11 protein-coding genes are annotated in these 16,042 nt (G+C 35.5%); 8 read left to right on the forward strand and 3 right to left on the reverse strand.

The genetic code is table 11. From position 1 onward, the window contains the following. Nucleotides 1–239: 239 nt before the first annotated feature. Nucleotides 240–1,328 carry a PTS sugar transporter subunit IIC gene (locus tag F5ESL0263_RS03270; RefSeq protein WP_122034834.1) on the forward strand — a complete coding sequence of 363 codons (1,089 nt, stop codon included), beginning with the start codon at nt 240–242 and terminating at the stop codon, nt 1,326–1,328. A 102-nt stretch (nt 1,329–1,430) separates the two neighbouring features. Here F5ESL0263_RS03270 and pgmB read toward each other — a convergent pair whose 3' ends face one another. From pgmB to F5ESL0263_RS03285, 3 genes are read right to left on the reverse strand one after another with little or no spacing between them, the layout of a single operon-like run. Then, a complete protein-coding gene (gene pgmB / locus F5ESL0263_RS03275; RefSeq protein ID WP_122034836.1) occupies nt 1,431–2,090 on the reverse strand; it encodes a beta-phosphoglucomutase in 660 nt (219 codons plus the stop codon). Further along, entirely contained in the window at nt 2,071–4,887 is a 2,817-nt protein-coding gene (locus F5ESL0263_RS03280; protein WP_122035602.1) for an alpha-L-rhamnosidase, read from the reverse strand. Before F5ESL0263_RS03280 ends, pgmB begins: the two co-directional genes overlap by 20 nt. A 15-nt stretch (nt 4,888–4,902) precedes the next feature. After that, nucleotides 4,903–6,606 carry a glycoside hydrolase family 3 protein gene (locus F5ESL0263_RS03285; RefSeq protein WP_122034838.1) on the reverse strand — a complete coding sequence of 568 codons (1,704 nt, stop codon included), beginning with the start codon at nt 6,604–6,606 and terminating at the stop codon, nt 4,903–4,905. A 158-nt stretch (nt 6,607–6,764) separates the two neighbouring features. Between F5ESL0263_RS03285 and F5ESL0263_RS03290 the strand changes: the two genes are divergently transcribed. The 7 genes from F5ESL0263_RS03290 to F5ESL0263_RS03320 all read left to right on the forward strand — a co-directional run bounded on the left by F5ESL0263_RS03290 (nt 6,765) and on the right by F5ESL0263_RS03320 (nt 15,828). Next, nucleotides 6,765–7,775, forward strand: coding sequence for an AraC family transcriptional regulator (locus F5ESL0263_RS03290; RefSeq protein WP_122034840.1), 1,011 nt, complete (start codon nt 6,765–6,767; stop codon nt 7,773–7,775). Between the two features lie 172 nt (nt 7,776–7,947). Beyond that, the gene (locus F5ESL0263_RS03295; RefSeq protein WP_122034842.1) at nt 7,948–9,141 is read left to right on the forward strand and encodes an MFS transporter; all 1,194 of its coding nucleotides are present in this window, start codon (nt 7,948–7,950) and stop codon (nt 9,139–9,141) included. 232 nt (nt 9,142–9,373) lie between these two features. After that, the gene (locus tag F5ESL0263_RS03300) at nt 9,374–10,648 is read left to right on the forward strand and encodes a PTS sugar transporter subunit IIC (RefSeq protein ID WP_122034844.1); all 1,275 of its coding nucleotides are present in this window, start codon (nt 9,374–9,376) and stop codon (nt 10,646–10,648) included. 2 nt (nt 10,649–10,650) lie between these two features. Next, nucleotides 10,651–12,069, forward strand: a complete 1,419-nt coding sequence (locus tag F5ESL0263_RS03305; protein ID WP_122034846.1) for a glycoside hydrolase family 1 protein — start codon at nt 10,651–10,653, stop codon at nt 12,067–12,069. An 11-nt stretch (nt 12,070–12,080) separates the two neighbouring features. Next, complete coding sequence (locus F5ESL0263_RS03310) at nt 12,081–12,401, forward strand: PTS sugar transporter subunit IIB (RefSeq protein WP_109715376.1); 321 nt, start codon at nt 12,081–12,083, stop codon at nt 12,399–12,401. 243 nt (nt 12,402–12,644) lie between these two features. Further along, the gene (locus F5ESL0263_RS03315; RefSeq protein WP_122034847.1) at nt 12,645–14,111 is read left to right on the forward strand and encodes a beta-xylosidase; all 1,467 of its coding nucleotides are present in this window, start codon (nt 12,645–12,647) and stop codon (nt 14,109–14,111) included. A gap of 250 nt (nt 14,112–14,361) precedes the next feature. After that, nucleotides 14,362–15,828, forward strand: coding sequence for a beta-xylosidase (locus tag F5ESL0263_RS03320; protein WP_122034849.1), 1,467 nt, complete (start codon nt 14,362–14,364; stop codon nt 15,826–15,828). The last annotated feature ends 214 nt before the right edge of the window (nt 15,829–16,042 follow it).

Consider the following 16,042-nt stretch of genomic DNA (forward strand, 5'->3'; position numbering starts at 1 on the left):
AGGTGCGTTGTTATAGAAATGAAAAGGAAAGCTTAATATGGTGGCTTTTCTTTTTTTAATGAATCAAACTCATTTTTATTTAATTTTTCCTTTATTTTTAAATTTATCATGTTAAACTATTGATAATATCTTTGAATGGGAGGAAAAAAGAATGCAGCTGAATTCAAGCCGTTTTTACTTGCAACGAATTATTTTTAAATGCAATCAACATTAAAAATTAATTCGAAGGAGTATTTCTTATGGCTGACACAACCACAACAAACAAATTAACAATCAAAACATTTTTTAACAATATTCTGGCAGGAACTGCAACCGGGATCATCGTTGGTTTGATTCCTAATGCAGTAGTAAGCGCAATTTTAAAGTTATTTGGGCAGAATGCAATTACCGCCAGTATTGGTCAAGCATTACTGATTTTCCAATGTGCGACACCGTTGTTGATTGGAGCATTAATTGCAATCCAATTTAAAATGGTTCCGTTGGATGTAGCTATTGTAGCTGCAGCAGCATATGTCGGATCAGGCGTAACTAAATTTGTTCCGCAAATTGTCAATCCAGCAACTAAAGCACAAGGTGTGTTTGTTTCTGCTGGAACTGGTGATTTGATTAATACTATGATTACTGCCGGTCTAACTGTTTTCCTACTATTACTGGTGGGGGAACGTTTTGGATCAGTAAAAATTGTAGCTGCTCCGATTATTATTGGAGTTGGCGCAGGCTGGATTGGGTTATTAATTTTACCTTATGTAAGTAAAATTACCACTTGGTTAGGAAACGTCATCAATTCATTTACTGATTTACAGCCAATTTTAATGTGTGTATTGATTTCCTGCATGTTTAGTATTTTGATTGTTTCACCAATTTCGACGGTTGCGATTGGCATGGCAATTCAATTAAACGGGCTTTCAGCTGGTGCTGCAGCTATGGGTGTAGCAGCAACGACAATTGTGCTAGTTGTTCATTCTTGGCGCACAAATAAATCAGGGGTAACAATTGCAATCGCGTTAGGCGCAATGAAAATGATGATGCCAAATCTATTTAGACATCCAATTATTCTTCTGCCCTCACTAATCACAGCAATTGTGTCTGCAATACCTGTCGCATTATTCCATGTATCTGGAACTCCTGCATCAGCAGGGTTTGGTCTTGTAGGTATTGTTGGACCACTGGCTTCAATGGATGCAGGTAAGTACAGTTTGAATTTCATAATGGCATTGCTTATTTGGATTGTTATTCCAGCAATTGTTGCAGTAATTTGTCGCTTTTTATTTGAAAAAGTGCTTCACATCTATGACGAAAAAGTAGTTTTTGCTTATTTAGGTGAATAAAAAATAAAGAAAATAGCCAATTTCGATAAGGAAATTGGCTATTTTTGTTTGATTTGACTTTTAGTTAGTTTTTTTTAATTCAAAGGATAGATATAAGTTATTTTAATTATGCTTTTTCCATGCTGCATCTATTTGCTCATAGCTTAATTTGGAGGTATCAGGATAGAGCAAGTAGGCTTCGTTAAGTTCATTTTCATTACCAACACCTACTGAAAAGGCACCTGAAGAATTTATTGCTTTAATTCCAGCGATTGAATCTTCGATGCCAACGCATTCTTTAGGAGATAAGTTAATGGCATCAGCTGCGGCGGTGAAAATATCAGGCGCTGGTTTTCCAGCTGCAACCTTGCTAGGGTCTGCAATTGCATCGAAAGTATTAATAAGCTCTAATTTTTCTAGAATGTAAGGACCGTTCAAGCTTGCAGAAGCTAGTGAGAGCTTAACATTATGTGCCTTAAGCTCAGAAATTAGTTCAGATATTCCAGGTAGGATATTGGCAGGGGTTAAGCTGGCCAATAATTCACGGAAAACATCGTTCTTTTCTTCAGTCATTTTGTTAAATTCAGAATCAGTTACTTTAATATCTAAGTAGTTCAGAATCGCAGTAAGTGAATCAGCACGACTTACGCCTTTAGTTTGGACTTCTAATTCATCAGGTAATTCGCGATTAAAGTGATCTTTGATGAGCTTTCGCCAGGCTTGAAAGTGGTAAACCGAAGTATCGGCAATTACACCATCAAGATCAAATAGTACGCCCTTCATTTAAAAACTTCCTTTCACTAGCCAATGGAGTTTCTGCTAAAACAGCTTTAATGTTAGCGAAATCTTCATCGGAGATATTAACAAATGGTAGCATTGTATTCATTTCAATTAATGAACTTCCACCAAATGTGTCAAGGTTGTTTTGATCTTGTAAGAAACCAAAGACACCATTCAGTGGGGCTAATTTTTCTACTAATTCAGAATCTGCCATAAGGTCTTTGGCTGGCATATCAATGTTGTAGTATTCGATATAGCTAGAACTTGGAACATAACTGATAGAATATTGTCCACCAGTTAGCTTAAGTGGCAGACTAGTGGCTTCACCATTAAGTTGAACTTTACCAGTAGCACGTGGTAATTTTACTGTTACTTGTTGACCAAATGGAATATTCAAGTTGAGCTTGATTGTGTGTTGTTCATCAGCTTCAAGTTGGTATTCAATTTGAAGATCACCGTATGAACTTTCATAATGACCTTGAACATGCTTGAGACGGTAATCAAATTGTGGTGCCAAAGTGACTTCTTGATAGCCATTTGTTTGAGAACTAATTCCAAGTACTTGCTGGTAAACCCACTGCATAATCGCACCAATAGAGTAGTGGTTAAGTGAGTTCATTCCTTCAGGATTCATTGAGCCATCAGGCATAACTGAATTCCAACGTTCCCAAATTGTTGTTGCACCTAAATTAACTGCATAAAGCCAACTTGGGAAGTCTTCATTTAAGAAGATTTGTGTTGCAAGCTTGTGTTCGCCGTTTTCAGAAAGAACACGACAAACAATTGGTGTACCAACAAAACCAGTCTTTAGATGGTTATTATCTTTACCAAGGCGAGTAACTAGGTCTTTAACGACACGTTGCTTTTGCTCATTAGGTACTAAATCAAAGGCTAGAGCCAACGCATAAGCTGTTTGTGTATCAATTGATAAACGTCCAGTTGCAGTAATATATTCGTTAGAAATAGCTTTTTTAATTGCTTTAGCTTGTTCTGCGTACTTAGCAGCATCATCGCTAAAACCAAGTACTTGTGCTGTTTCAGCGACAATAGAAGTAGAGTAGTAATAGTAAACAGAAGCAATGAAGTCTTCATCAGTTTTACCAGTTGGCATTGCTGGATTTTCACCATCAAGTGAAAGCCAGTCACCGAATTGGAAGCAGCCTGTCCAAAGGTTCTTAGTTGAAGTGTTTTTACCAATCCATTCAACCCAAGCTTTCATGCTTGAGTAATTTTGGCGCAAAATAGCAGGATCATTATATGCTTGGTAAACAGTCCATGGAATAATTGTTGCAGCATCACCCCAAATAGCAGCACCACCGCTACCATTACCCATTGCTGGAGCATACATTGTGAGCATGCCATCATGAGCATTCTGTTCGATTTGCATATCACGTGCATATTTCTTAAAGAAAGCATAAGTATCCATGTTCAAAACGGCTGTTGCTGAAAATACATCTGCATCACCAGTCCAACCAAGACGTTCATCACGTTGAGGACAGTCGGTAGGGACATCAAAGAAATTACTCTTTTGGCCCCAAATTACGTTTTGCAAAAGGCGATTGACTTTTGCATTATCTGTTGTAATTCCGCCAGTAGTTTTCATATCGGAGTAAATGACTGCTGAGCGAAAATCTTCTTTCTTAAGTGGCTTGGTATTACCTGTAACTTTTGCATAGCGGTAACCATAGTAAGTAAAGTGGGGACGAACCCATTTTTCTTTACCACCAGAAGTATACTTGAAGGCGGCGCGAGCTTCACGAAGGTTGTCCCGATAAAAATTACCGTTTTGTAAAATCTCACCAACTTGAAGTTCAATTGTTTGTCCTGCAGGTTCATGATTGAAAAGCTCAGGCCAACCTGCATGATTTTGCCCAAAATCTAAGACAGTTTCACCAGCAGGAGTTTGAATGATTTCTTTAACTGGTAAGTATTCTTCAACTTTAAGTGGCAAGCTTAAACGATCATGCAGAATTTCTTTAGAGTGATCAATGATTACTGCTGGTTCCCAACCAGTAATTTCTATCGTGTCATCTAAGTCCTCACCGTAGTAAATTGCTGACTTAGTAACTTTTCCAGAAGTTGTTTGCCATGAATCATCTGTGTTAATTACTTCTTCAGTACCATCAGCAAAGGTTAAATGCAGTTCTGCAATGGCCATTTGACGATCACCATAAATATTTTCTTGACCGCCGTCAAAGCCGAAGTTTCCTTTATACCAACCGTCGCCTAGAGAAATCAATAATTCATGCTTTTGTGTTTTTTGTAAAAAACTAGTGACATCATATGTCTGAACTTGGGTTACTTGATCATAGGCAGTTACACCAGGCGCAAGTAATTCATCACCAATTTTTTCGTTGTTGAAGTAAACTTCGTAAACACCTAAACCAGTCATGTAAAGACGTGCACTAATAATTTCTTTATCTAATGCAAATTCTTTTCTTAACAAAGTATTTTGCAAATCCTTGTTACTGTTTCCAATCCAGTTAGCTGAAAATGATTCAGTTATCTTTCCAGTTTCGAAAAAACTATCCTTAGTTATTTCATCACCGGCATTTTGAACGGAAACTGACACTGTATAGTGGGTACGAGGTTCTAACTCGATTGCAAAATCAAAAAAGTTATTGTCATAGTTTTGCCAATCAGAGTCGTAAACAACTTCATCGGTTTTTATAATGACTCTTTTTTTGGTTTCCGTCATAGGTTTAGAGCTATTTACACTAAATTCAATATGTAAATGGTTATCTAAGTCAAAACCAAGTGGAGTGGTCATATGGTTAATTGAAATTTGACTAATTTCGATCATTTTTAGCTCCCTTTACAAGCGTGTGTCAAAACGACCACAGAATGGATCAACTGGGTTAGTACCAATGAATTTTTCTTCGCCGGTCATCTTTCTTAGCAATGCATCAATGGTAACGTCATTACCTGTATATGCGTTGACATAAGTTGAAACCATCGGAATATCGAAGAGGTGATATGGGTTGCAAGTTGAAACAAAAACAGTTGGAATGTCTTTCATGAACCATGGAGCATCAGCAGCCATTAAGTGAATCCAGTCAAGACGGGTAGTAGTTTGATTAGAAGCAGTTTCAACGTTAGCAACGTAAAAAGCTAAGTCAAATTGGTCTTTTTCGTATTGAACACCACCTTCAAATACTTCTTGGAAGTTTAAGTGTTGGCGATCAAAGACAGTGACTTCAAAGCCTTTTTCTTCAAGTTTTTCCTTAAATTTAGCAGTAACCTTGCCACCTTCTTTAAAGCCACCGTCATCGTTGTCACCTAAAACTACTAGTCGAACACGAGGGTATTTTTTAGGTGTAATTGGCAATAAGTTGTCGCGATCTTTAACAAGGGTAACTGATTCAGTTGCAACTTTGGCAGCTAACTTTTCATGTTCAGCAAGCTTTAAGTCAATGTTACTTGAAGTAGGTTCACAAAGTTTACAATCAGTGTTCATAACACCTTGTGCTACCTTAGTTCCAATAATTCTGGTAACAGCTTCATCCACTCTGTCCATTGAAATTGTACCGTCAGCTACTGCATCAGTAATAAACTTGTAATCTTCGTCAATGTCTTTGTTGAATAAGATCATGTCGATTCCTGCGTTAATTGTAGCTGGTAAAGCTTCAGAACGTGGCATGATTGCATTGTAACCAATCATTGGCGTAGCGTCTGTAATTGTCAAACCGTTGAAGTTTAAAACGTCACGAAGTAGGCCATCAATTAACAATTTAGAAGTTGAGGCAGGGCGCAAGTCCTTATCTTCAATTCCTGGTTGTAATTTTTGTTCCCAAGCAGGTTGCATAATATGAGCAATCATAATACTTGGCAAGCCATTTTCGATTAAGTGGTGGTATATTTCACCGTATGATTCCATCCATTCATCAGCAGAAAGTGAATTGATTGAACTTAAAAGGTGTTGGTCGCGTTCATCAACGCCGTCACCAGGAAAGTGCTTAGCAACAGGAATAACGTGATTAGCATTAAGTCCTTCGATTTCTGCATCGGACATTTTAATTACGCGGTCCTTATCACTACCAAAAGTACGTGAGTTCATAATTGGATTGCGGAAGTTTAAGTCAAGGTCAACAATTGGTGCAAAAGACATGTTGCCACCAACTTGTTTTGCCTCATAACCTGAAACATCACCGAGGTTATATGCGTTTTCTGGATTATCAGTTGCTGCCACTTGAAGAGGACGACCAAGCCAAGTACCTTCATTAACCAAACCGTTACCACCAGCTTCAAGGTTTGCGGCAATTAATAGTGGAATATCACTTGCTTCTTGTGAAGTGGCAATTTCATGTTGCAGCTTTTTAGCAGCGTCAGGACGGTACATGATTCCGCCTGGTTGATACTTTTTAACGAATTCTTTTAAATCTGTATTTTCTTCGTCTTCACCAATAACGAAAAATAATTGTCCAATTTTAGCTTCTGTTGACATGCTTGCTACTTTTTGCTTTACAAAGTCGATTTGTGAAGCAGACAAGTTATAAGGCTTTTTCGATAAGTCTGTCATATTTTTCCTCCGTGTGCTATAAATATAAATTGATTTCGAGTTTATTTTAATCTAGTGTTTGTTTTTGTGCTATTGCCAAAAGTCATAAAAGTTGTGTTGATATCACAGTTTTGTTTTTAAATGCTTTGAGGTGGAAATTATCATAAAAGGAGGTAAAAATGAAAGATCAAGTATTGAGTTTACTTAGAAAAAACAATGCGCCGAGAGATTGGGAAGATGTGCTTGCTACTGTCAAAAAAAACGGCAATTTAACCAAAAGAGTAGGTAAGGTTAATGATGAACCAATTTATCGCTTTTTTGATACATATTCAGATGATTTAGTTTTAAACAGTAGTTCAATTTCAATTGCGGTACAGCCAACTGAATCATTCGTACCGTATCATCTTCATAATTATATTGAGATTATGATCCCCTTAGTGGAAGATTGTACAGTGGTACTAGAGCATTCAGAAGTAAAGGTTAATCAGGATGATTTGATTTTTATGGGCAATCGAACTGTTCATAAGGTGAAGCCGATTAGTAAAAATGGCATAGTAGTTAATATTGCTTTGCGCAGTTCAGCTTTTTCACTAAATGAACTAGATTATTTAAAAAACAAAAAGAATAGTTCAAATATCTCGAATATTCTTTTCTCACTTTTATCTGATGAAGAATATGGTGAAGGAAGATATAGTCTATTCAAAACAAATCATGATCGAAAAATAACTGAGCTTATCTATGATGTAATCGATGAATATTACCACCCTGATATTCAATCTGACCAGTTGATTAGGCTAGAAATGCTCACACTTTTTTCGCGTTTGATTCGTCAAACTGCAAACTCGGAAATAAAAGTAAAAGACTATCGCAAAAAAAATAATAATCTGTTGTCACTTCTTTTATATATCGAAAAACACTATAGCCACATAACCCTACAAGAAATGGCTAAACATTTTGGCTTTAATCCTAATTACTTGTCTGATTATCTTAAGAAGCAAACCGGTAAAACCTTTATTCAGTTGGTTCACTTGCAAAGAATAAATGTTGCTGCTGAATATTTAACTTATACAACTGCTCCAATTGAACGAATTGCAAATCGGGTTGGTTATGAAAATCCATCATATTTTTATAAAATCTTCAAGAAATATTTTGGGATTTCACCAGCCGAATACCGTAATAAAAATAGTTAAGAACATAGCTGATATAGTATCTTGTCAGCTTTTTTTGTACATGTTATTTTAAGTGAAAACTGGGAAATGGATATAAATTTCCTGTTTTTTGGATATGGTCAAATTCTTGCTTTGGCTAATATACTTTTTAAGTGAAATCTGAAAGCGAATTCTAGCTAAGGAGAAGAATTTAATGAATAAAAAACAGATATCCAAAGCGATAGGTATTTTAAGTATGAACCTATTGTTAATGCTTTCAACAGCTGTAACTTCAGCTATAGCTGCGATTGCAAAGTCATTCCCATCTGAACCAATTTCTAAAGTTCAGTTAATTGGTTCGATTCCTCAATTAGGTCAAATTATTGCAACTGCTTTATTTGCATATTTGACATTTAAAATGACTAGAAAGAATCTAGGACTTTTAGCAGTTGCTGTTGTTGGAATTGCCGGAGTTATTCCAGCTATCTACAGCAGTAGCTTAAATATTATTTTAGCCTGCATGGTTTTAGTAGGTTTTGGTACAGGAACAATTACTAACGTTGTGCCAGTGCTATTACAAGAGAACTTTGAAGGCGAAGCTCGTGCTACAACAATGGGTTGGGCAACAGGTGTTACTAACGTCGGAATGATGATCTTTACCGCTCTTGGTGGAGTTCTCGGAAGTGCAAATTGGCGTAATCTTTTCTGGGTGTACGCATTAGCTTTAATTGTCTTCATTTTGGCACTTCTATTGATCCCACAAGATAGTAAGCTTGCTAGTTCAGACAAAGATAAGAAGTCTGGCGAAAAGACAAGTTTTTGGAAACTATTGAAGAACTTTAATGGTCTTGTTTATGTACTTTACCTTGTAAACTTCATGCTGTCATTAGCAATGATGACTTTCCTTGCAAACCAATCTATCGTTTTGGCTGCTCAAGGAAAAGGAACTGCTTATGTGGCAATGGTAACCGCACTTGGTAACGTTGGTGGTATTATTACTGCTACTTTCTTAACTTATATTAGAAAATTCACAAAGAACGATACAATTGCTTGGGGATTTGTTGCATTTGCGCTATCATTCATCTGTATTGTATTCTCATCAAATGTTGTGCTTCATATTATCGGTAATGCTTTCTCAGGAATGGGTATTGTTCTAGTTAATGCAACAGCTCCATTTGAAATGTCACTTTTGACAGATCAAAAACAATTCCCATTGGCTATTTCAATTAACACATTGCTAGGCTCAATTGCGGGAATGATTGTTCCAATGTTACTTGCAGCAGTAAAAATTGCACCAGGACATGATTCTTATATTGCAGGAATTGTAATCTCAGCTGTAACTGCTGCTGCACTGTTCATTACTCGCTTTGGTTCAAGAGTAGAAAAGAACAAGCAAAAAGAAGCTTAATTACCAAATCTAGATATGCCAGTGCTGATAATGGCTCAGCACCTCCAAAGAAAAATACATCTAAGTAAAAGAAGACCAGTTTTTAATTTGAAACTGGTCTTTTTATATTTACAACTACTAAAACTGGGAATAGGACACATGTTTTCTGTTTTTTGAATATGGTTATGCCTCTTTTTTACTTATATACTTTGTTTTGCTGAAAGCGATTTATGTTATTTAAGGAGTTTAAGAAATGAAAAAATTTCAAGAGTGGCTAGAAAAGTATCTAGTTCCATTTTCAAATAAGCTAGGACAAAATAAAGTCCTGCAAAGTATTTCATCTGGAATGGTTATGACACTACCAGTGACAATTGGTGCGTCTATTTTCTCTATTTTTGCCAGTTTTCCAATTAAACCAGTAGCAGATTGGTTTGCTAAAGTTGGTATTACACCATCCATGACTGCTATCGTTAATGGGACAATGAACATTTTAGCTGTTTTCATTGCCTTTACAATTGCTTATGACTACGCTCAAAAGTCTAAGGCAAACGGTGTTGTATCGGGTCTATTAAGTTTGGCCAGCTTTTTCATTTTGATGCCGCAAGTTATTCCAGGCAAAACACCAATTAATGCATTTAAGATTAACTATCTTGGTAGTGAAGGTATAATTGTTGCTATTTTGCTATCAATTTTAGTTGGTGTTTTCTATGTTAAGTTAAGTAGAAACAAGAAGTTAACAATCAAATTACCTGATTCGGTTCCTAGCATGGTTAGTTCATCTATTGAACCTTTAATTATTGGAATTATTATTTTTGTTGGCGTATTTATTGTAAGAGCTATTTTTGACTTTTCACCATTTGGAAATGTTTTTGACTTTGTTAATAAGCTAATTACAACTCCATTATTACATGTAGGTGGTTCACCAATTACATTAATTTTAATTATGGTATTATCCAACCTATTATTTACCTTTGGTATACATCCAGCTGCTATTCAGTCAGTAATTATTCCAATTGTAATTTCAATGATGGTAGGTAGTACGCCAGCATACCAAGCTGGGAAAACTATTCCATATTTAAGTAATCTAGTTGTATTTTCATTTGCAAATAATGATGCTGCTGGTGCTACATTGAGTTTAGTTCTAGTTGCGTTAGTTTTCGGTAAATCTAAGCGTTACAAGGAATTTTTCAAAGTTTCAGCTTTACCAAACATTTTTAACATCAACGAGCCAATCATTTTTGGTATGCCGATTGTATTAAACCCAATTATGTTTATTCCATTTATTTTATCTAGTTTTGTATCGAGTGGTGTAGCTTTATTAGCCGTTAAAATTGGTTTCATTACTAATTACAATCCAAGTTTAGGAATGGGTATGCCTTGGACAATGCCTAAATTAGTTGCTGATGCAATGATTATGGGTTGGCAAGGTGCAGTTATTTGGATTATCAATTTTGCTTTAATGTGTGCAATCTATCTTCCATTCTTTAAGGTTGCAGACAAGCAAGCATTAGAGGAGGAAAGTAAATAAAAATGAGCATTCAAAAGCAGCTCAAGGACGATTTTCCAGCTGACTTTTTGTGGGGAGCTAGTACTTCAGCTTTTCAGGTTGAAGGTGCAGCTAATGAAGACGGTAAAGGCGTTACAGTTGCTGATTTACGTTCACAGAAAAGTAAGTATATAGATACTTCAGTTGCAGCTGATCATTATCATCATGTTGAAGAAGATGTAGCCTTAATGGCTGAGCTTGGCCTAAAAAGTTACCGTTTTTCAATTTCTTGGGCACGTATTTATCCTCATGGTAATGATGAGGAACCAAACCAAAAGGGCATTGATTTTTATAATAAGCTAATCAACTTATTGGTTAAAAATAAAATTGAGCCGATAGTTACATTGTTCCATTTTGATTGTCCAGAAGATTTGGTTAAACAATATGGTGGATGGGCTAATAGAAAAGCCATTCATGATTACTATCGCTATGCTAAAACTGTTTTTGAACAATTTGGCGACCGTGTAAAATACTGGTTAACTATCAATGAACAGTCTCTAATTGCCAATGTACCAGCTATGAATGGAATTAACGACACTGATATGCATCGCTTAAGGGAAAAAGGCGAGAATTCAAACTACAATATGTTTTTAGCTCAAGCTAAGGTTTACTCACTGTGTCATAAAATGTTTCCTAATTCCAAAATAGGTCCAGCTGTATCATATATGACCAATTTTCCTTACGATCATACTTCTGCTAATGCGTTAAAGAGTAAGTCAATGGAAGATATGATTTCCTTTATTGATATGGACGTTGCTCTTCGAGGAGAATTACCTAGCTATTATTTACGCTACCTTAAGGACAGCAATATAACACTTGATGTACATGAAGGTGATGCTGAAATATTGCAAAATGGAAGAGCTAATTTCTTAGGCCTAAACTGGTACTCAACTTCAGTTTTCAAATTAAGCAATGAAGAAAGCCCTAAAATGCTCGATGGTGTTATTTCTAATGTCGAGAAGGTTAGAGACGACCGTTTAATGAATTCTGAATGGGACTTTTCATACGATCCTGTTGGCTTACGCTTTGCCTTGCAAAAGGTTAATGATCGCTATCCAAATATTCCAATTATTATTACAGAATGTGGTTGGCCAGAACGTGAAGAGCTTGAAAATGGAAAAGTTCATGATTCAAAGAGGGTTAAGTACCTTAACGGACATATCTATGAATTACGTGAAGCAATTAAGGATGGCGTAAATGTGATTTCATTTAATCCTTGGTCATTTTTGGACTTATTAAGTGTTAACGATGGCATGGATAAACGATATGGCTTAGTCTTTGTTAATCGTGACAATAATTCTGAACGTGATATGAAGCGTTATCCAAAAGATAGTTTCTACTTTTATCAAAAAGTAATTGCCACAAACGCTAAAAATGTTACTAAACTAGAGATAGATGAATAAGGAGTTTTAATATGGCTGAAAAAACAATCATGCTATGCTGTTCTGCAGGAATGAGCACAAGTTTACTTGTTACTAAAATGCAAAAAGCAGCTGAAGATCAAGGAAAAGATGTGGAAATTTTCGCTTGTCCTGCAGCGGAAGCAGATGACAATCTTGCGCAAAACAAAATTGACTGCATTTTACTTGGACCTCAGGTTCGTTATATGGAAAACGAATTTAAGCAAAAAGTTGATGGTAAAAACATTGGACTAGCAGTAATTGATATGCAAGCATATGGTATGATGGATGGAGCCAAAGTATTAGATCAAGCATACCAGTTAATGAGTGAATAAATATACTAGAAATTAATAAAAGGTTTGAACTAGGTTCAAACCTTTTTGTTTAGCTTAAAAGTTGGAATTAAAAAATGACCACTTTAGTTTTTACTCATTATTTCGAAAGATGGGAAAAGAACAGCTATTTCCTGTTTTTTGGATATGGTCTGCTTTTAAATTCATACTTTATAATAAACTTATGATTGAAAACGATTACATTGATTAATTTGAGTATATTAGCTCAATAAGAGGAGACAAAATATGTTAAATTTCAAAGTAGAGCAGAATGAAAAAACTAATTTTCCACATTACTGGGAAGTATGCATAGGGAGTTGTCATGCATATACCGCTTTGCGAGAAGACTATCGCGAGCAGCTAATTAAAGCGCATAAAGAACTAGGTTTTAAATATGTTCGTTTCCATGGTTTATTTGATGACGAAATGAGTGTATGCATCGAGAATTTTGATTTTGAAGGCAATTCTCAGGGAATCACGTATAATTTTATTAATATTGACAAAATTATTGATTTTCTTCTTCAAATAGGTATGAAACCATTTTTGGAATTGGGATTTATGCCCTCATGTCTTGCGTCTAGCAATGGTAGACTATTTCCTTATGGCGGAAATAATTCAATGCCTAAATCTGATAAAGCATGGGAAGAGTTGATTAGCCGTTTTATCAAGCATATCATTGATCGTTATGGTGAGTCAGAAGTAGAAACATGGTTCTTTGAAGTTTGGAATGAACCAAACTTACCACTATTCTTTGCTGGTTCACAGGAAGATTATTTCCATCTATATGAGATGACAGCAAGAACAGCTAAAAAGATTGATAGTAAACTTAAATTTGGAGGACCAGCAACTTCATACAATTCATGGATTCCTGAAATGATTGAGTTTTGTGAAAAAAATAATGTTCCACTTGACTTTGTTTCTACTCATCACTATCCAACAGATGATCCATTATGGAAGAGTGGAATGGACATTGAAGAGTTTTTTAAGCAAACAGGTGGAAAAGAAACAGACTATCATCGTGGCATTTTAAAAGAAATGACTGCTAGAACAAAGAAAGAGTCGAAAAATTATCCTTTATATTATACTGAGTGGAATGTCTCAGCAATGCTTGGCGATACAATTCATGATGAACCATATGCTGCTGCAATGGTCGCAAAAACTTTAGCAGATAATGATGGTTTAGTTGATGGTTATTCATTTTGGACTTTTAGTGATATTTTCGAAGAGCAGTCTCAAAAGCCAGGTGTTTTTCATGGTGGATTTGGTTTACAAACAGTTGATGGAGTTGAAAAGCCGGTCTATCGCATATTTGAAATTTTCCATGAGTTAGGAACAAAGAGAATTAAAGTGGAAAGTAGTCAAAGTAGTACTATCGAGGTACTAGCCGCACAAAAGAGTAACGACTTACAAATCTTAGTATATAATCATAATGTTCCAAGTGAGCCAATTGAAACTGAAGAAGTTAAAATTGATTTAGGAACGGATAATGCATATGATGCATGGATCAAACGAATCGATTCCGATCATGCCAACCCAATGAAAAAGTGGGAAGAAATTGGAAAGCCAGAATATCTTAAGCAACCAGAAATTGATCAGTTAAGAGAAAGCTCTAAATTGCAGAAAGAAAACATTGAAGTTAAAGATGGACATATGACACTCGAAATGCCACCACACTCATGCGCATTTGTTACAATTCCAGGATTCTTCAAATAAGGAGTTAAAAAGGTTTGAACTAGGTTCAAACCTTTTTTGTTGGAAAAATTAATAAATTTAGGGCTCTAAATTTAACAATCACAAAAAAATTATTGAACTCGATTTCAAGCAACTGGAAAATAGCTATAACTCTTCTGTTTTTTGAATATGGTCAAGGGATGTTAAGTACTTGTATACTCTAATTAATACTTGTAAGCGCATTCTTATATTGCTTTGGAGAGCTTGCAATGTTCTAAATAAGGAGACAAAAATGAATAATTTTAAAATTAATGGAAAAATAGAAACTAAGTTTCCACACTACTGGGAAGAATGTGTCGGGAGCTGTCATGCGTATACCGCTTTACGAGAAGATTATCGCGAGCAGCTGATTAAAGCGCATAATGAACTGGGATTTAAATATGTTCGTTTTCATGGTATTTTTGATGATGAAATGAGTGTTTGCATCGAAAATTTTGATTTTGAAGGCAATTCTCAAGGAATTACGTACAACTTTATCAATGTCGATAAGGTATTTGACTTTCTTGTGGGTATTGGTATGAAACCTTTTGTTGAACTTAGCTTTATGCCATCATGCTTAGCTTCTGGTGAAGGCAGAGTCTTTGTATATGGTGGGAATAATACTATGCCGAAATCAGATGAACTTTGGGAAGATTTGGTTGAGCGATTTTTAAATCATATTATTGATCGCTATGGTAAAAAAGAAGTCGAATCTTGGTTCTTTGAAGTATGGAATGAACCAAACTTACCATTATTCTTTGCTGGCACACAAGAGGACTATTTCCATTTGTATGAAATTACAGCTAAAACAGTTAAAAGGGTAGATGAAAATCTACGTGTTGGTGGACCTGCAACTTCATTTAATTCATGGATTCCTGATATGATTAATTTCTGTGAAGGAAATGATGTTCCACTTGATTTTATTACAACTCATCACTATCCAACGGATGATCCGCTGTGGAAGAGTGGCTTAGGTATTGAAGAATTTTTCAAGAATTCTGAACAACAACAAATGGATTATCACCGTGGAGTTTTGAAGAAAATGACGACTCAATCTCACGAGCAGGCGAAAGGATATCCACTGTATTATACCGAGTGGAACGTCTCAGCAATGGTAGGAGATATGATTCATGATGAACCATATGCTGCTGCAATGGTTGCAAAAACTTTAGCAGATAATGACGGCCTAGTGGATGGTTACTCATTCTTTACTTTTACTGATATTTTTGAAGAACAATCTCAAAAGCCAGGGGTCTTCCATGGTGGATATGGTTTACAGACAGTTCAAGGTATTGAAAAGCCAGTTTACCGTATATTTGAAATTTTCCATGAGCTAGGAACAAAGCGAATCAAAGTGGAAAATGATACTGAAAGTACTGCTGAAGTTTTAGCTGTTCAAAAAGGTAATGATCTACAAATCTTAGCATATAACCATAATGTTCCAAGTGAGCCAATTGAAACTGAAGAAGTTAAAATTGATTTAGGAACAGATAATGCATATGATGCATGGATCGAACGAATCGATTCCGATCATGCCAACCCAATGAAAAAGTGGGAAGAAATTGGAAAGCCAGAATATCTTAAGCAACCAGAAATTGATCAGTTAAGAGAAAGCTCTAAATTGCAGAAAGAAAACATTGAAGTTAAAGATGGACATTTGATACTCGAGATGCCACCACATTCATGTGCATTTGTTACAATTCCAGGATTTTTTAATTAATGATTTAAAAAGGCTTGAACCTAGTTCAAGCCTTTTTGCTGTTTAAATACTAATTAAATTACATAACTAGAAAAATAAATGATGTCTTGTAATGGCAAAATATATTTTTGAAAAAAGTTTGCTTATTGCCTACGAATGTAAACATTTTGAAATGATAACACTAATTAGAAGAAATTTTCATTTTTTAAAGTTAAGCCTATTAAATAACCTAAAA

The organism is Lactobacillus sp. ESL0263 (assembly GCF_003692845.1).
In the GTDB taxonomy this organism is placed as follows: Bacteria; Bacillota; Bacilli; order Lactobacillales; family Lactobacillaceae; genus Lactobacillus; species Lactobacillus apis.